The 19073-nt window shown below is 36.8% G+C and carries 15 protein-coding genes and 1 CRISPR repeat array (1 of these 16 only partly in view); of the genes, 13 read left to right on the top strand and 2 right to left on the bottom strand.

The genetic code is table 11. The features are described from left to right. Positions 1-38 precede the first annotated feature (38 nt). Positions 39-275 (bottom strand): hypothetical protein, encoded by a 237-nt coding sequence (locus JM64_RS00830; protein WP_014452050.1) that lies wholly within the window; start codon positions 273-275, stop codon positions 39-41. A gap of 181 nt (positions 276-456) precedes the next feature. Here JM64_RS00830 and cas2 (JM64_RS00825) point away from each other — a divergent pair, with 181 nt between their 5' ends. Continuing rightward, on the top strand, positions 457-735 hold the full coding sequence (cas2, locus tag JM64_RS00825; RefSeq protein ID WP_014452049.1) for a CRISPR-associated endonuclease Cas2: 279 nt from the start codon (positions 457-459) through the stop codon (positions 733-735). Positions 736-740: 5 nt separating this feature from the next. Here cas2 (JM64_RS00825) and cas2 (JM64_RS00820) read toward each other — a convergent pair whose 3' ends face one another. Beyond that, positions 741-1004 carry a CRISPR-associated endonuclease Cas2 gene (cas2, locus tag JM64_RS00820; protein ID WP_014452048.1) on the bottom strand — a complete coding sequence of 88 codons (264 nt, stop codon included), beginning with the start codon at positions 1002-1004 and terminating at the stop codon, positions 741-743. Positions 1005-1138: 134 nt separating this feature from the next. On the opposite strand from cas2 (JM64_RS00820), the gene JM64_RS00815 reads away from it, so the two are divergent. From JM64_RS00815 to cmr6, 12 genes are all read left to right on the top strand, one after another. Beyond that, positions 1139-1546, top strand: coding sequence for a hypothetical protein (locus JM64_RS00815; RefSeq protein WP_014452047.1), 408 nt, complete (start codon positions 1139-1141; stop codon positions 1544-1546). Beyond that, entirely contained in the window at positions 1530-2225 is a 696-nt protein-coding gene (locus JM64_RS00810; protein ID WP_041262871.1) for a hypothetical protein, read from the top strand. The genes JM64_RS00815 and JM64_RS00810 overlap by 17 nt, the downstream gene beginning before the upstream one ends. Positions 2226-2278: 53 nt before the next feature. Then, complete coding sequence (locus JM64_RS00805; RefSeq protein ID WP_041262870.1) at positions 2279-3070, top strand: hypothetical protein; 792 nt, start codon at positions 2279-2281, stop codon at positions 3068-3070. Between the two features lie 999 nt (positions 3071-4069). Beyond that, positions 4070-5665 carry a TM1812 family CRISPR-associated protein gene (locus JM64_RS00800; RefSeq protein WP_014452044.1) on the top strand — a complete coding sequence of 532 codons (1596 nt, stop codon included), beginning with the start codon at positions 4070-4072 and terminating at the stop codon, positions 5663-5665. 686 nt (positions 5666-6351) lie between these two features. After that, positions 6352-6906 carry a hypothetical protein gene (locus JM64_RS00795; RefSeq protein ID WP_064011100.1) on the top strand — a complete coding sequence of 185 codons (555 nt, stop codon included), beginning with the start codon at positions 6352-6354 and terminating at the stop codon, positions 6904-6906. A gap of 69 nt (positions 6907-6975) precedes the next feature. Next, a complete protein-coding gene (locus JM64_RS00790; protein ID WP_064011099.1) occupies positions 6976-7815 on the top strand; it encodes a hypothetical protein in 840 nt (279 codons plus the stop codon). Between the two features lie 331 nt (positions 7816-8146). After that, positions 8147-9520 (top strand): type III-B CRISPR module RAMP protein Cmr1, encoded by a 1374-nt coding sequence (cmr1, locus tag JM64_RS00785; RefSeq protein WP_064011098.1) that lies wholly within the window; start codon positions 8147-8149, stop codon positions 9518-9520. A 24-nt stretch (positions 9521-9544) separates the two neighbouring features. Next, complete coding sequence (cas10, locus tag JM64_RS00780) at positions 9545-12037, top strand: type III-B CRISPR-associated protein Cas10/Cmr2 (RefSeq protein ID WP_064011097.1); 2493 nt, start codon at positions 9545-9547, stop codon at positions 12035-12037. Next, the gene (gene cmr3 / locus JM64_RS00775; protein WP_064011096.1) at positions 12037-13116 is read left to right on the top strand and encodes a type III-B CRISPR module-associated protein Cmr3; all 1080 of its coding nucleotides are present in this window, start codon (positions 12037-12039) and stop codon (positions 13114-13116) included. Before cas10 ends, cmr3 begins: the two co-directional genes overlap by 1 nt. Before the next feature lie 20 nt (positions 13117-13136). Then, on the top strand, positions 13137-14024 hold the full coding sequence (cmr4, locus tag JM64_RS00770; RefSeq protein WP_064011095.1) for a type III-B CRISPR module RAMP protein Cmr4: 888 nt from the start codon (positions 13137-13139) through the stop codon (positions 14022-14024). Beyond that, positions 14021-14377, top strand: a complete 357-nt coding sequence (gene cmr5 / locus JM64_RS00765; protein ID WP_064011094.1) for a type III-B CRISPR module-associated protein Cmr5 — start codon at positions 14021-14023, stop codon at positions 14375-14377. Before cmr4 ends, cmr5 begins: the two co-directional genes overlap by 4 nt. Then, positions 14370-15167, top strand: a complete 798-nt coding sequence (cmr6, locus tag JM64_RS00760; RefSeq protein WP_064011093.1) for a type III-B CRISPR module RAMP protein Cmr6 — start codon at positions 14370-14372, stop codon at positions 15165-15167. The genes cmr5 and cmr6 overlap by 8 nt, the downstream gene beginning before the upstream one ends. A 1003-nt stretch (positions 15168-16170) precedes the next feature. Continuing rightward, positions 16171-19073: direct repeats of the CRISPR family, unit length 30 nt; unit sequence GTTTTAGAAGTGACTATGAGGGATGGAAAC; it runs 4875 nt beyond the window's last position.

Below are 19073 nucleotides of genomic sequence, written 5' to 3'. Positions count from 1 at the left end.
ACTCTCCCAGCTTCTCGGCATCATTTTTACTTGCATGCCTAAGTTTTGAAAACAGAGCCGGTCTTAATGCGCAACAGGAAACCAACGACTTCCGGAGACATGTGTGCTGGTAACTGTAGAAACAAAACATACGGAAGCCTTCCACGATAGATTTCTTGTCCATGGAACCTTACTACAGCTGGTTTATACACCAACTCGTCTGAGATGTAAATCGCTGCCCTCTTGTTCTCAACCTCTATAATATAGTCCACAAATCTGCAAATTTCTTTTTGCATAGTATTTCGCCTCCCAAAGCTACTTTGGAAATTTAACCTTTCCAAAATAGAAAACGCATTCGACAAAGATTTTTGACAGATAGTATAAAACAAAACAAATCCTCTCTTTGTCAGGATGCCTAAGTTTGTGCGTTTAGATATATGAAGGATTCATTTGGACAACTTTTTAGGAGGGAGTAAGATGAGCAAAAGATACTTATTAGTGTACGATGTAAACGAGAAACGTGTTGCAAAGGTTCACAAATTACTACTTAGATTCCTTGTTTGGAAACAGAACTCAACGTTTGAGGGATATCTACCAAGAGGAGCTCTAAAAGAACTAATTAGAAGAGTATCGAAGTATATCCGCAAAGAAGACGACGACGGATTGGTAATATACTCCCTACCCAAGGGAACAAAGTTGAAAGTGGAAATAATAGGAAAAGACAAGGCTAACAGTTTAACAAATTTCATTGAATAAACACACTATTCAATGAAATTAAACTCACCTGGTGTCGCCCCAATAATAGTTTTGTGAGGCGCATTGTAAGTATCAATCAAATAGAAATAAACAGCGTCCTCCTCTGTATTTATTACCCTCATTATTTCTTCTTTCAGGTTTTCGTACAACTCCTCCGTAAGAAGCCCCTCAAGCACGGACCTTAAAGTCCAATTTAAATATTTTCGCCCTATTTTCAAAACCTTGTTAACCCTTTTCACGTTTACATCGTATACCATTATCACATACATTAGTTTCATCCCCCTTAACTACGCAATTGAGTATCCTTCCAGATATATAAACAAAAATTACTACTTCATTTGACATCTAAAAAAATGCTATAATAAGTTTAGAATTAACAAACAATGATGTTGGGGGAGGGCATATGAAAAAACTCCATGAATACAACTTCAAATCGCAGCTTGTTATATTTTCAGATATAAAAAACACTGTAGCAAAAAATTTGGGAATCAAAGACTTGTATTATTCACGCAAAGGTGAACGTCCTTCAAGACCAGGATTGATTCAAAAAAAAGGATTCCATTACTTGGTGTCTTTCTTGTCAACGAAAAAGTATTCAGATGCTGTGTTCAAAGTCTTTGAATGTTGCCCCTTCGCAAGTGAGAGAATATTTATGAATGAGAGCCGAATTATGAATATCGGGGGACGTTACGTTTTCATACTTCCAGCACCCGTAATTGAAAACTACAAAAGACAAAAGAAAATACAATTTCTAAGTGGTTGCGCGTTAGACTTGGAGAATTGGAGTGATGAATGTGTGGAAAGAGTATGACCTTTCAAGGTTGGGAAAGTGTGTCAAGAGCCTGTTCAACAATACTTTTTCCGCCCAGTGTGATAAGCAAGTTCGTGAGTTTATTGCCGCGAAAGTGTACAAAAAAACATGCGGAAAACCTGAAAATCTCGGACTTGGTCAAATGGAAGAAGTTGTTGATGAAGTATACCAACAGTCTATGGAAAGAATCCTCAAATTCAAGCAAAAACTGAAGGATTTTGAACCGTTACAAATAGCAACTTATTTCAACAGAATAGTTGACAACCTAATAGAAGATTTTCGAAAAGCAAGCGAAAAAAAGCCTCTGTCTATTGATGTGACCGTTAAAGAGGAAGATGATGAGCTCGAGCTGTCAGAGGTGATTTCTGACAATACGGCTCTAACATCAGAAGAAATCTTCGATAAATTGGTAGCTCAAGACATCTTTGAGGAATTTAAAAGTTACGTGAAAGGGAAGGAACTGGATTTATGCGATTTTATCTATTACTCAGGTTACTCTAAGGATGCCCAGTTTAGAGAATATCCGTCCGCTGATGCAAGATACAAAGCCCACCAGCGGGTAAGAGAAAGAATAAGGAAGTTCTTTGAGGAAGTTGTGAATGTCAGTCCAAGTGTTGTAAAAATCGTAATACAAAAATACAAGTCAGAAATATGTGACCATATTCGTTTTAATAAGTGAACGGTGTAAAAGAATTTGTTGAGACACTCTGCAAGAAATTGGAGGCGATAGAAATGAGCGATAGAAATGAAATGAAATACCTTGAACAAATTTTTGAAGAGTATAAAAAAGGGGCAAAGAAAATTAGGAAACTATTGGAACAAGGTACAGAAAAATTAGAGATTGGGGACATAGTGGCTATCTATGGTGAGGACATAGTATATGGACTTGTTTTTGAGAAAATCGGAGAGATGTACAATGTAATCTTTCTGACGACAGAGTTGGTATTAGGGGGAGCAGGATACAAAATTGAAATAGACCACATGGTCAGAAGTCTAAAAGTAACTCCAATAAACTTTTATATTAGTCCAAAGTATTGTGAAGTTGTCGGCAGGGTAAAAAAAGATGAATTTGAAAAAATCCTCGATAATTTTAAGAAGATGGCAAATAGGTACAAAGGTATTTGGAAGAAGTTCTATAACTTCGAAATAAATAGAATCAAAATATTTTACGATGCATTTTTGAGTAGTATGATTAACTATGAAGAACATTCAGAAAATGAAGATGATGAAAAAATAATAGACCTGTCAAAATTTTTCAAAAAGGAAGAATTAGAAAAGCTCCTACCTTCAATAGCTGCTGCATCGACTTCTGATAAGTATGAGAATATAATAATCGAAGTATCTGATGGCTTTGCAAACCTATATCTGCCTGATGAACTTATTGGCAAAGAGGCAGAACTATACTTGTCTGGTAAACTCATTTACACGGGAAAACTACCAGGCACTGTGAAATTTGCCGTGGGGCATAACTTCCCTTCGGCATTGTTAAAAGAAAAACTTCAAATCAAACTAAAAGAAGGCTAATGAAATTAGTAACCTTTAGTAACTGTGTAAAAAGCAACTCTGGTTAGAAAAATTTAAACAAATAAAAGCCAATCCTCATGGATTGGCTTTTTTTGTGATCGCTTAAGTCATTTCACAGAATCCCATCCTTTAAACCATACCCCTTTTGGTTATCACAATATTAATATTATCAACACCTATTTGTTACTAACTATGTGAACACACAACAGTAACACATATATCCAAAATTCAGAATAACTGTTTTGACAAATCAATGTACAAATAAATATCACAATTATCCAATAAGAAAACAAAAAAACGCACCACATTCAAAAGATACATTCATACGCCGTTAGCCACAATCCTAAAATTGCACTATACAAAACGTCTAAAATATCATTTGTAGCGATTATGTAAATTCACAAAAATTAATCATTTTTTCGGGGGATAGTTTCCATTCGTGTTCAACCTAAATAGTTATAAATACGAGCTTTTCAATTTTTACAAATGTAACTGTCAAATTTAACAAAAATAATGGTATAATACTTATGAGGGTCTTACGGTTTTTTAGAAGTGACTATGAGAGATGGAAACTTCCAAATCCCTTTGTATTTCCTGTTTGCCATCTTCTTGAGTTTTAGAAGTGACTATGAGGGATGGAAACATTATTAAGACGAAGAAAAGAGGAAAACGGAAGTATTTGAAGTTTTAGAAGTGACTATGAGGGTTGGAATCTCGATATAGTATAATGATTAGTAGCACCTTATATTGACGTCCAGTTTTAGAAGAGGCTAGAGGGGAAGCAAGCAAAATTGCTTCCTTTATTTGTTTTGCAATGAGTGTCGTTTTGGAAGTCAGGATAAGGTATATAGACGCAGGCTGGCGTTTGATAAAAGTTTCTTTCCACGCGTTTTTCAAAAACAGTTGTGTTTGGTAAGAAGGTTTTGAGTGTGGTTGTGTTGAAAGATTTAGGCATGGAAAGTTAGGAGTTTTGTAAATCCAACTGTGGAGGTATCGAATATGGTAAAGGTACTTACGTTCTTGGGAACAAGTTCGTATCAAAAGGCTATAGTTAAGTTTGATGATTTTGAAACATCTCAGGAGTTATTCCCACTTGCTTTGTTGGAATTTTTGAAGATGAAGGAAGGCAAGGATATCTCAGCTGCGTTTTTCTTGACTGAGGAAGCTATGAAAACATACGATAAGTACAATGTTGAACGGTTTTGCAGTGAAAACGGCATCAAAGTCCAGAAGATTAAAATTTCGGAAGATGAAAGCGTAACTGATTTTGTACGAAAGGCTGCGGAGTTGATAGATGATGGAGACCTGGTTATTTTGGATGTCACCAATTCTTTTAGATCAATTACCATGACAGCAGTTGTTATTTATATGTTCTTGCGCGAATTGAAGAATGTTGAAATGAAGGTTCTGTACGGTAAGTATGATAGGGCTACAAACATGACGAAATGTAAGGATATGACCGAATTAATTGATTTAGCCGACTGGATCTATGCTACAAGGCTTTTTAAAGAGTTTGGTTACGCTTCTATCCTGGCTAACAAAATTAAGAGTTGGAATGAAAGATATTACAAGCAAGGTGGCTCTTCACACAGAAAACCCAGAAAGCTAAAGTCCCTTGCTGATGCGATAACGTCTGTATCTGAAGCAATCAGATTAGGTTCAATAAGGATGATTCACAAGTCTTTGAATAAATTCTTGGGTTTACTGAAGGAAGAAGGCTCAGCTGTTCGTGAAGACGTCAGGGAATTCATCCCGCAGTTTGACTTGCTTTTTGATGCAATTGTGGATAGGTATGAAAAGTTTTTTGCACCTGGCGATTCCGCTAAAAATGAGCCTGTGCTTAGCGAAAATGAATTAAATGCCGAAAGAGAGCTGCTTAAATTCTATTATGAAACAAACGATTTAGGTATGGCAACCAGACTGGCAAGGGAATATTTGAAGAACGTTGTGCTTTTCAAAGAGGGAAAATTCGACAAATTGTTCGACGTAGAAGAGCGTGAAGCTATTTCGGTTAGTAATGATACTTTAGCCCAGGCTCGAAACCACATAGCTCATTTTGGATTTAACAAAGATTCGTTGCCAAGCCCTCAGAATATTCAAAGAGAGATTCAAAATTTGATTGAAAAGGATTTCGAATCAATAGTTTCGAATTACACGCCAAGTAAACAGTTGAAAGCTATACTTTCACCACTTGGAACGACACCAGGCGCGCTTTATACAGTTCTGAAATCAATTCCTGGAGATTTACTTGTAATTGTCACATCCGAGCAGGGCGAAAAGCTTGTGCCAGAGATTATTGAAAAAGCAGAATTCAAAGGTGAGTATCACGTGATACTTGTGAATGATCCGTTCAAAGGTTTGGATGAGACCAGCAAAGTTGTTCAGCAAGCAACTGAGAGGTTGAAAGACGCTACAGAGTTAGTGATAAATCTAACTGGTGGCACAACACTTTTGAATTATATGATTGAAAGAATTAGAGACAACGTGAGGTATGGTAAGAAAATTAAAACAGTGATAGCATATGACGAAAGACCTTACGATGAGCAGAGAAAGGAACCTTACATAGTTGGTAACATCTTGGAATTACCGAAATGATTTTAAAAGTCTATCAAAGGCAAGGTATTTTGGATATTCTAAGTCCTATTTTAAAATTAGCTTTAGAAGATGGAACAATAAATTTTTACGCAGGCAAAAAATTCATGGATAGTTCTTTAAAGTATTAAAGGAAGCTGATGCTGAGTTATCAAGTTTCTAATATTTCAGACAAGTTTTTTACCGTTTCTTCGTTTATTGGGCATAACGTTAAGATCTCTTGAGGTCAAAGAAGGAAAAACGCATCTGGTTTAAGTTACTCTGCTTGAAGACAGACTTTTCGAATTATTTACAAACGGAGTTTTTGAGCAAAATCTATCTTGTGAACCTATGAGAACTGATGATGTTCCTTTTGCTTTTGATGGGTTTGTAAAAGTAACTAAGAGGTTTGGGAAAGCAAAAAGAATATAGTCAACGGAACGATTTGAAAGTGAAATGACCGATTGAAAAATTGCATAAATACTCACAAAACTTGCCTGGCTTTTGCCAGGCTTTTTTTGTTTTTTATATGTCAGGTTCTCCCTTCCGGAACGTTATATTATTCGGAAAACGTCGAAACCGTCTAAGGTGATAGGAGGGGGTGGGAAGTTTACAGAAACTTTTTTAGAACTTGCAGGCTGATTACGGTGCGGTTGACTTATTTCTCAACTATTTGCATGTTTGAAGATGTTTGAAGGAGGTTGATTGCGGTGATAAAGTCAAAAAGTTTAGCTGTTGTGGTTTTATTATTTTTCACAGTTATGTTATTGGTGTCGTGTGTTCAAACTCCAAGTAACAGTTCTTCAAGTTCGTGGAAGATTGTAAGTGAAAAAGATCCAATGACCGGAAAGGAAGTCTGGCACGCCATATCTCCGAAAGTCAAACCGCTGAAACCTATGTCATTTCCTTACAACGATACGGAAGCTTGGCTGGTTTTTTCAACTGACGGAACAAACGAATGGATTTACATAGGATTTAACAATATACCAAATATTGAAGACTTCGAAATCGTTGGTGATTATCTACGTATCACCACAAGAGTAAAGTGGGATAACGAAGAACCTATATACACAGTGTTCTACCAAAAGTTTAGTTCCAACTTTTTGCATTTTGCAGAGTATGCTCAGAACATTGAAAGAGTCATTAATCACAAAACTTTATTACTAGAACTTGATTGGTACTTAAATGGATTAGTTTACTTCGAATTTCCTCTTGAAGGGGCAAAAGAGGCAATAGAAACCATAAGAAGCAAGTTCAGAAATTGAGTTAGTAGCTTTTGTTATCGAACAACATTTTCATGAAAGACTTCAAAATCAAGCGGAGGTGGAACTTTCATGGTGGAAAAGAAGATTATCTTAGCGGTATTCATATTCGGTTTGTTTTCAGCACTTGTTTGGGCACAAAGCGCAACAAATGCTTCAAATCGTGTAGCTCCAGAAGATAGTTATATAGCAACCTTTGAGAACGAAGATTTGCAAATATTGGTGGAGCTTCAGCCCTATGGTAGCACAAACCTTATTCAAATGGTGCAAAAAGTTTTAAAGATTACGTTCGTTAACAAACAAGAAATTCCTATAAAAATCATTTGGGACGAATCTATCTTCACAGACAACAACGGAAAACCAGCAAGACTCATCAAAGAAGGACAAAGGTTTATAGTATCGGACCAGCCACAAGTTCCTTCGATACTTCCACCAGGTGAAAGAGCATCGTTCTTAGCCGTTCCACAAAGTCATATCACATATTCTTCATCGAGTGGTTGGTTTGTGACTGGAATTTCCGGAAACATTAGAAAAAGAACGTTAATGATAGCCTATGAAATCAATAACATCAAAAAGTATGCAAAGATGGAAATTGAATTTGAAACTGCAAAAAGTGCTCCAGACAGACTAACCTTTCCAACGTTATCGTATCTATCACCAGTTTCCAACCCACAAGGCGAAACAATTGGTTACCAAGGATTCAGCATTGTCTTTTTAGGATACGTTAGTAGAAACTACTATAACCCTATCAAACCAGGTTCTTGGAACAATTTTTGGCAATGGGGAACAATCGCTCTCTTTGTACCTTACATTGGAATCGGAACAGAATACGTAAACAACGACAACAGCTTTACATTTTCGCTCTACACAATCTACATACTTCCAATGATTGATTTTGCGTTCTCGTTTTAAGTAATTAGCTACTAACTTCCGGTTTTGCGGCGGTTCCCCGCCGCAGTTTTTTCCAAAAAAGTGTACATTCTTTTACAAAAAAATGATACAATAAAGGTAAGTTGCATAACAGCTATCAGTATTGAGAAGGAATTATACCACGAATGAGAAGAAGAAAAACAGAAAGAGCAAAAACTTCTCAAAACGTTAAAAGTGTAGTTAATATATGTTTTGTGGAAAGTGCAATTAACGGTATTACAGCTAAACACACAAAGAACTGACGGGAAATAGTCATTAATTGGATAACTGAGCTAAAGTTAGTATTTTCAAAACCAAAATAGGGGGTGAACATATGATTTACGCACAGGTAAAGTGTAAAGTTGTAACTCCGATAATTTCGCGAAAAGACCCACAAACTGGAGAATTCGACCTAACAGGGCAAAGTATTAAAGGTGTTCTACATTTTTGGTTTCGAGCAGTAGCACCAAGGATTATAAATATCTACCGTCTCAACGAGGATAATAAACCGAAATCTCCAAAAGAAAACAAAGAACTATATGAACTTTACAAAACGTATGAAAAAGAAAAATATGCTGGACTGAAACTACTTGAAAACGAAATATTTGGTTCCCAGAAGAAGAAAGCACCATTCGGAGTTTGGGTGGAATATAACAAAGATGATTTAAGAATATATAATTCTAATAAGAATAAGAATAGGAATAACACAGACGAAAATAAGAATAGGAAAAACACGGACGAAAACAATGGCAGCATAAAAAGTAATGGTGCTTTTACATATGCATTGTATGGAATTGAAAGAGCAGAATATCTTGATGTAGATAGTTTGTTTACGTTGCACTTTACATTTGAAAATAAAAATATTGAAAATGTCATATCATCTCTACTAAAACTTACGAGCTTAGTAGGCGGAATTGGAGCAAAAACAACAAAAGGATTTGGAAGGTTTGAAATTATCCAAAATGAGGAGGAAAAATCGAACAAAAGTGTTAAAGAGAGGATTGAGGACGTTCTAAATGAAGCCGAACTTTCTATTAAAGAATTCATAGAAAGCAAAGAAATTTTAAATACCCAAAAGAAATTGAAAGACATATTAATTTACGCTACCCAAACTGAACTTTTAGATTTTCCAAATCTTTGTAAAGGTTCATACCTCTTAAAAGACACTAAAATTAAAGCGGCTGACCTATCGAGTGTAATTTCAAAGATTTACGAAAAGCAAAAGTACACAGAAAGTTATTCAATAGGATGGTACAGACAGTTAAAGTACGTGATTCGACACAATGGAGAATTAAAGAAAAGCAAGGACAGTCTTATTAAACTCGCTGAGGTATTAAAAGGTAGGAGTAAAGAGCCAGTTGAAATTCCTGTAGCATTTTTAGGTTTACCACTTCAATACTCTTTTGGTAATGTTTCTGTAAAAATAAATCAAGATGCAGGCGAGAAAAAAGAAGATATACGGATTACGAGAAAACCAAGTTGCCTGAGAATATTACTATTCAGAGATAGGGATGGAAAATACTTTGTGAATGCTCTTCTGCTAAAGAGTCATGTTTCTCCGAGAATTGAAAAGGGAAAAGGATATAAATTAAGCATTGCCCCCACTAAGTCAAAAAAAGAAAATAACGAGAAACCTGAAAAGAAAGAAGCTTACTTATCAGCTGACTGGGAAAAGTTGTCTGAATTTATCACAAAATTCGAGAAGTAAGTTCCTCATCAGGAGGTGACAATGATGCCAGAAATTAATTGGAAAGAAAAAGCAGCAGCCTTGCTTCATGATCCAGTCTTCAAAGCGTTTAACATAAAATCGCATGAAGACCTTGCAAGTGAGCTATGTCGCATTGCAGGTGTTCCATACATTCGAGGTCAAGAAGACATAGTTGGAAGCTCACTCGACAGAATTCCGTTACCTAATGAACTATATGGAAGACAAATTAGAGTAGGTATGGATGAGCTTAAATACTTTATTCATCCTATAAGCGGAGAAAAAATTACAGTTTTAGAACAAGACCTTTATTCAAAGATAGCAGATGCGAACTTGCAGGAAAAGTACATAGAAGAACTAAGAAACAAAATAAAACTTATAAGAGCGCAAAATACAGATGATGAAAAATTTTACCATGCACTTTGGTGGGAACTTGGTTATCTGACAGACTTTGTCGGCTTCATGCCTGCAGACACACGTGTTCCAAACCATTCAATCATTGACCACCTTGAAATAACAGCGGCATTGCAATCATGCAAAAAAGACGGAAAAATCGATGCAGCTCTTGTTATGTTCGCAATAGGACCAGTCCAGGAACTTATAGCTCAGGCTAGAAAAACAGTAGATTTGTGGGCAGGCAGTTACTTGCTTTCTTATTTGACGTATAAGGCAATTGAATATATAGGTATCAATTACGGATTTGATAATATCGTCTACCCATACTTAAGAGGAAATGCTTTTGTTTATAGAACTCTGCAAAGGCAAGGAGTTACGCTATTTACTGAACCACTCATGGATGAGAAAATAGCCTCCGTACCTAACGTATTCCTTGCAATAGTTCCGGCTTGGGAAGCAAAAAAAGTAATAAATATGTTCGAGGAAGTTGTGAGAAAATCCTGGGAAGAATTAGCAAGTGATATCTTAGAAAAAAAATTAAAAAACCCGACCGAAAAAGCAATAGAACTCAAAAATATCGAAGAATACAAAAAACAAATCAAACTATTTCCAATTATCAACTCAACAATGATTCCATTACCTGATAATGTCAGTGGAGTAAAGAATATCATAGAATACGTAACTATCGACGAAAAATTCATAAGCGAATTTAAAAGCTACATTTCATTCATTGAATTTATCGAATCAAAAGGCGGTTACAAAATAAATGCCGGTAGTTTTTATCGTTACGTGTTCAAAGTGCTAACATCAAGATTAAATGCCATAAAAACTATTAGGTATTTCCACCCGTACCAAAGTGATGAACAAATCGGAGCACAAAGAATTCCAGACGATTTTGGAGCGGGAGTAAGGGCATGTGTAGAAGTCTTAGATACAGTGGGAAATGAGGTAAAAATAGATTACCTTGGAACTGTGAATACAGTCAAAAGATTCCTCAGAGATGTATTAGTAAGCAAAAAACTTTTCGACGAGAGAATTACGTTTAAATCAGTGCTTGAAATTGCGTTAGAAAATGATGTAAACAAAGAAGTATCCGGAAAAGTTAAATCAGGAGAATTGGAATTGAACGCTGTGGAAACTCAGCAAAAGCTCAAAAACGGATACATTGCTGTTCTCATGATGGATGGAGACAGGATGGGAAAGTTGGTTTCTGGTGAAAGTGCACCAACAATGAGCAAAATGCTACACGATAAAGCAGTTCAAACTCTGAAAGAAATTCAAAATAACAACCCAGGCGAAAACTTTTTCTTTGATAAACCGATATTAACTCCTTCATATCAGAAAGCCATCTCACGAACGCTTGGAATCTTTTCTTCACTTGTTCAATACGTAGTAGAAGACGAATACCAAGGAATGCTTATTTACGCAGGTGGAGATGATGTACTTGCAATATTACCAGCCGACAAAGTGCTCCCGTGCGCAAACAAAATAAGAAAAATGTATTCTGGAATAGGAGACATTGAACTTAAGATAGGCAGCACGACATACAAATTCGCCAACGGAGTTCTTTACAAAAATGGTATGCCCTACACAACAATGATGGGACCAACTGCAACAATGAGCGCCGGGATATCGATAATAAATCACAAATCACCACTTAGAGTAGCAATAGAACTAGCACGAAAACAAGAACACAGAGCAAAAGAAAAACTTGGCAGAAGCGCATTTAGTATAGCAATAGTTAGGAGGTCAGGACAAATCGAAGAAGTTGGTTCGAAATGGGAAATAAACGGCATGGATGTTATACAAAAGGCTTATGAGCTATATCAAAAATCAGAACACTTCAAACTATCACATCGCTCGTTTTACAAAATCTTGGAAAGTGATCTTGAACTCGCTAGAGAAGATGAAACATTCCTTGAACTGGTTATTGAGTATATACTCAGAAAATCTGACGCCAAGTCAAAAGACTCAGAAGAGTTCAAAAGATTTACAAAAGAACTAAAGGAGTACGCAAAAAGAGTGTTCGCTACTTCAAGTATATCTGAAAGACCATCCAACCCATTTGACCTGATACTAACCGTTGGATTTACAAAACGAGGAGATAAGCGAGGTGGGAATTAATGAGCAAAGAATACTATTTTGTTTACTTCGAACCTGAAGAATGGATAGCATTTCGTGAGGTCAAACAGTTTGGTTCGGGTAGTTATGCACAAACAGTGTATCCATCACCATATCCCTTCTATGGAGCTGTTCGTAGTGCAATACTAAAAGCCCATGGTATTGAGCTACAGTACCATAAAAAACCAAATATACCAAAACAACTTCAAGAACTCGTTGGAGATGAGAACAACCCTGGAAGAATAAAACTAATAGGTCCGTTTATTTACTCCGAAGAGAATGGTCAGAAAAAACATTACTTCCCCGCACCAAAGAATGTATATCTCAAGCAAGACAACGGAGAGAAACAGTACAAAAGAATGCAGTACTTTGAAATCGAAACAAAAGTTGGGAATTTTACATTGAAGGGTTTAGCTTGGATTCCGGAAATGACGAATATCGAACCAGTTGAAGAAGCATATATTGAACTAAGAGAACTCGAAAAATACAAACAAGGGCAGAGTTTCAAACTCAGCTCACCAAAAAACTTTATTATTGAATCAAAAGTTGGCATTGCGTTAGAAAAAGACTACAAAAAAGTCAAAGAATCAATGCTTTATACGATGAACGTATACAGATTCAAAAATGGTGGATTCTTTATGATAACTGATAGCGAAGAGACGGTTCAAGAGCTTACAAAACTTGAAGGAGTGTTCTTAGGAGCAAAACAGAGATGGGCGAGAATAAGTGTAGAAAAAGTAACCACCACACTTTTTGACAAACTTGAAAACACAAACCATGAGCAAACAGCAATAATGCTCATCACCCCAGCCATATACGATGAAGGTATCGCACCTTATGACCTCAAATTTGGAAACTCTCAAATACTTGCGATAGCTTCTGGAAAAAGGATGGTCATCTCTGGTTGGGATTACGCTTTTGGTCGTCCAAAACCTATATATCATGCAGTTGCGTCAGGTACAGTTTATTATCTCGATAGTATACCTTCAGAAACGGAGGTAATCACAAAAAGTAAGCATAACCTCTTTGGTTTTGGAAGTTTCATTTATACAACATACGAAAAATTCAAAGCTAATATTTAATAAATAGGAGGTTGAGAAGTATGGAAAACAAAAACTCGGAAAACAAAAAACTTGAGAAACTTGTTGTTACCATGTATGCTGAATCACAAATCCACGCAGGAAAAGGTATGGATGTTGGAATCGTAGACTTACCAATCCAAAGAGAAAGAACCACAGGCTTCCCAATAATTCAAGGCATCAAAGGTTCGCTCAGGGCAAATTTAAAATTCGGAGAAAAAACAGAGAAACTCATTTTTGGCAGCGACCCTTCAGTTTCAGACGAATCAACCCCAGGACAAATCGCATTTTCCGAAGCGAAAATCTTACTCTTCCCAGTAAGACACCGTGAAAAACTATTTGTATGGGTAACCTCGCCACTTGTATTAATAAGGTTCTTGAGAGAAATTGGAAAAGAAAAATTAATCAATGAAATTAAAGGTTTGAATATTAATGATTCAACAGCTCTCGTCATTGAAGAGGATCAGACTGAAATAATGCTTGAAGACTTCAAATTCAAAGCGGTAAAGAATGGAAGATTGAAAGAAATTGCGGAAATCATCTCAAAAAACGTAGCTACAGTTGATTACATAAAAGACAAACTCAAAACAGATGTGGTTCTCGTAAATGACAAAATATTCTCTGCAATCGTTGAAACAATGACAGAAATCATTCCAAGAATCAGAATCGACAAAAACACAGGGACAGTTGCTACTGGAGCACTTTGGTACGAAGAATATTTACCACAAGATACAGTAATGTATTTTGTTGCAAGAAAAACACTATATGGAAATGGAAAAGCACAAGAGACAGGCAATGAAGATATAGTTCGAAAGCTAAAGGACGCAGTTGATAACGCAGTTATAAACATTGGTGGAAAAGAAACAGTTGGAAAAGGATTAGTTGCACTAAAGGTGGTGAATGGACAATGACAGAACTAATCAAAAAAGCAGTGGAATGTGTAAGTGAAATATACAGAACAAGCTCAAAAGAAGATAAAGACAAATACCTTAGCACAGTCAAGGGTTTATGCAGTATGATTATTCAGAACGGTCTATATGGTACGATACTCTTCCTAAAGGTTAAAGAGCATGACAAACTAATAGAACACCTTGATGCTCTTATAGAAATACAAACCGGTGAGAAGAACTTTTCTCAAAAAGTTATCAACGGTACCGCCGAGCAGAACTCGAAATACTTCAAAATACAATATGCAGCACTCGAGGGGGTGAAATGGCTTAGAAGATACGCTGACATCTATCTTGGAGGTGAAGAAAATGACTGAACCAACACAAGAGAAGAACAATACCGAAGTAGTGAAAAACAAAAGTTTGTACTGGGATAAAATAATCTACGAAAAGTCTCGCCAATATATAATTGGAAATTTCAAGAAAAATGACATAATTAAAGAGATTGTCAAAAACATGGAATTTGATGACACAATCATCCAGGCGATAAAATCACTTAGTGAACGCAGAAACAACATAGTAAAAAATTACAGTAAAAAACACATACTTATCGACGGAACATTTAAACTAAGAACTAAACTACTTCTTGGAAGTGGTTTACCATCGTTGATAGAAGTAGGCATACATCTATCAAGAAACTATGGAATACCAGTCATACCAGCAACATCAATAAAAGGTGCTTTTGCTCATTACCTCTTAGAAAAAATGGAAGAAGACAAAACAATAACAGAAGAACTTTACAAAAAAATCTTCGGAACAGATTTAAACAACCCTAGAGAGAACCAGCGAGGATTAGTGATATTTCTCGATGCGCTCCCACAAGGAGATATGAGAATTGAGATTGACTTAATAAACAATCATTTCCAGCCTTATTACATGAAACAAGACAATCCGCCAAACGATTGGTATAGCCCTGTTCCAGTTCAATACATTGTCGTAGGAGCATCAACTTACAGATTTACAATACTATTAGACAAAGAAAGTAACTTCACAGAGGAAGAAAAGAACAAAATAAAAACTGAATTCAAAAACATGCTAAAACTCTATGGAATAGGTGCTAAAACAAACTACGGATACGGGAGATTCGAGCCTCAAGCAGAAAATTAATATCCCACCTATTTTAAAAATCCTCTTCATCTATGCCCAAGCCAGTGCGTGGTCTACGTCCGCTGCTGGCTTGGGTTTTTTTCTAACCATACCATCCTACCTTAAGAACACACCACCTTCTGAAAAAACTGGAAAACAGAAGTAAAAATAAAAATGCTTTTAAACATCCATTTATTTGGTATACCTCACTTTGAACAACAGTTTGGTGATCTAAGTCCGCTTCATAATGTGAACCGTTGCCAAAAAATAATATTGTACTTAACGAGAGCAAATCTAAAGAAACCTGGATGCAAAGTCATGCCTCGAAGATTGGAAAGCTACCTTAGGAAAAATACAAAACCTAAGAATAAACAATCAACATCGACATTATCTGAGACAGTTCCAAAATCACGTGGTTTTACGCAAAAAAGCGCATATTAATTAACGAACCGCCGTATATCGGTTAGCGTGAGATAGGCGGGATAAAAGAGTGCTATGTAAATTGCCTAAGTGCCCGTCTTTTATTCACTTTCGCTTTAATTGCCCACACTTAAAGAATTCATACCATACGTTCATTCGTTATTACAATATTCATTTTCACCACATCTTTTCGTTACGTAACATAAGAGAACACAACAGTAACATTAATATCTTCACAATATCAATAACTCATAGCGGTATACCTTTGAAAATTAGAGCAATTATAAAAAACATCCGTTGTTATCAATATAAATGAAATACAAATACATATAAAAATTATCATAAACGCAAAACAAAACTACACAAATTCCCAAAGATACCTTCATATAGCATTAACAACAATCCTAAAATTGCACTAATACAACATGTCTAAAATACACTTTGTAACGATTATGTAAACTCACAAAAAATCACAGATTTTTCGGGGGATAGTTTCCATCTATGTTCAACCTAAATAGGCATAAATACGAGCTTTTCAATTTTTACAAATGTAACTGTCAAATTTAACAAAAATAATGGTATAATATCTATGGGGGTCTTATGAGTTTTAGAAGTGACTATGAGGGATGGAAACTTCCACGATGTTTTCTCCATCAGAAGCGTACAATCTATTTGCTTGTTTTAGAAGTGACTATGAGGGATGGAAACTGTTACCTTTGATTATTACCTTCTTCAACACTTCGATTCCCGTTTTAGAAGTGACTATGAGGGATGGAAACTGGTGGTGCCTTGGTAGGCACCACCGTTTACACTAATAGGTTTTAGAAGTGACTATGAGGGATGGAAACATGCCGGGCGATGTGTGATAGCCCGGCAGGGCATCAAGAAAAGTTTTAGAAGTGACTATGAGGGATGGAAACTTTCCACTAGGGGGGTATCTTTCTCCCCGGCTGATAACCGCAGTTTTAGAAGTGACTATGAGGGATGGAAACCCTCCGGCTTGGTTTTATAAATTTGCCCTTCTTTAAACTAAGTTTTAGAAGTGACTATGAGGGATGGAAACACCCTTCTTTTCTTTACCGTTTACTAACACGTACACCTCTACGGTTTTAGAAGTGACTATGAGGGATGGAAACTGGCTGGGCTTTATAAACTTGCCCTTCTTTAAAGAAAAGTTTTAGAAGTGACTATGAGGGATGGAAACTGTGTTAAACCTTTGATGCTAAAGGTTCCTAATTCAATCGTGTTTTAGAAGTGACTATGAGGGATGGAAACTCTCCAATTTCCACCCCCAAAACTCTTCCGTTATTTTCCGTTTTAGAAGTGACTATGAGGGATGGAAACACTGGACTGACAGCTCAAACCTTCCTCCAACTACCATACTTTGTTTTAGAAGTGACTATGAGGGATGGAAACCCTCCGCGGTGTTGTGCGATATTCTATCCCGTATCTTTCGTTTTAGAAGTGACTATGAGGGATGGAAACTTCTTACCATTTCACTAGCTCTAACAATCTTAATTATTTTAGTTTTAGAAGTGACTATGAGGGATGGAAACTTTTTACCAAAACAAAATAAAGATTTTTCAATAATAGTTTTAGAAGTGACTATGAGGGATGGAAACGTTTGCCCTCGCAATTCTTAATTAGTTCCTCAACGTTCGTTTTAGAAGTGACTATGAGGGATGGAAACCAACCGCAGATACCTGCCGGGCAGCAGGTGGTACTCATACCAGTTTTAGAAGTGACTATGAGGGATGGAAACTGAAAAAAGGAATGGGGAGGTGTTGGGAGCGGAAATTGGAGAGTTTTAGAAGTGACTATGAGGGATGGAAACGCAGTGCATCTGTTACCTCGTGTTGTTCACGAGCAATTTTCTGAGTTTTAGAAGTGACTATGAGGGATGGAAACGCACCACCGTTAAGTGTAATGACCGTCTTTTTTTCCATATTCGTTTTAGAAGTGACTATGAGGGATGGAAACGGCACCACCGTTGACCCTGATAATATTACCCATATTTCCCGTTTTAGAAGTGACTATGAGGGATGGAAACCCACCATTAACCACCGTATTTACCATACCTCTATTTTCCATGTTTTAGAAGTGACTATGAGGGATGGAAACCCCAGCCGCTGGCTGGGCTTGATAAACTTCTTCTTTTTTGGGTTTTAGAAGTGACTATGAGGGATGGAAACTCATTCACAATTATAAATAGTTTGCCACCCACTACTGGATTCGTTTTAGAAGTGACTATGAGGGATGGAAACATGATAGCCCGGTAGGGCATTAAGGAAATCGATTACGATTTGTTTTAGAAGTGACTATGAGGGATGGAAACTTTTAGTTTTTTTATTTTTTGGCCGGGTGCGGCAGTTTTAGAAGTGACTATGAGGGATGGAAACCCACCATCGACTGTAACAACAACCATATCTCCCATATCCTCCGTTTTAGAAGTGACTATGAGGGATGGAAACCTTTGACCCTTCAACCAGATTTAAGATTTCTTGTCTGTTTTCTGTTTTAGAAGTGACTATGAGGGATGGAAACTAGCCCGGCAGGGCATTAAGGAAATCATTGAGGATTTCCGTTTTAGAAGTGACTATGAGGGATGGAAACTGGAAACACAACAACCAGCCATACGTGATCCGGAATGTGTAGTTTTAGAAGTGACTATGAGGGATGGAAACGTGTTCGTTGTTCCTTGATATATCGCTCCCCTTAGCACGAGTTTTAGAAGTGACTATGAGGGATGGAAACCAACTCGACCGCTTCAATAACCCATATCTTATCAATCCTCGTTTTAGAAGTGACTATGAGGGATGGAAACCCAAAAGGTCGCCGGCATAATCCACCAACTCGACCGCTTCAGTTTTAGAAGTGACTATGAGGGATGGAAACATCCTGGGATTGCTTTCATAAAATCTTCAACTATAATCAAGTTTTAGAAGTGACTATGAGGGATGGAAACGGAACCTCATGGTATCCTGGGATTGCTTTCATAAAATCTTCAGTTTTAGAAGTGACTATGAGGGATGGAAACCACTGTTAACTCGGTGGATGGATCCCCCTTGCTCCAATAACTAAGTTTTAGAAGTGACTATGAGGGATGGAAACTAATACCCGGGTCCTAAAAAATACTCATACCAGCCCGAGACGTTTTAGAAGTGACTATGAGGGATGGAAACCTTTTACCAGTTCGATGGCCAGCTCTGACGCTGGTTCCCTGTTTTAGAAGTGACTATGAGGGATGGAAACTACACTGCCGGGAGCAAGTGGTATTCAAACCACCCGCTGAGTTTTAGAAGTGACTATGAGGGATGGAAACTTATCGGGTTCATGTCCGTTTTGCATCAATAAAACTGTGTTTTAGAAGTGACTATGAGGGATGGAAACTGCTCTTTTCGACCAATAATCATAGCTAACCCTTAGATAGTTTTAGAAGTGACTATGAGGGATGGAAACCTGATGCCCCCCTACTTTTTTTTAAAAAAAAACAAAAGAGTTTTAGAA

Source organism: Fervidobacterium pennivorans, assembly GCF_001644665.1.
Taxonomy (GTDB): Bacteria; Thermotogota; Thermotogae; order Thermotogales; family Fervidobacteriaceae; genus Fervidobacterium; species Fervidobacterium ngatamarikiense.
This window is presented reverse-complemented; position numbering and strand designations above follow the sequence as displayed.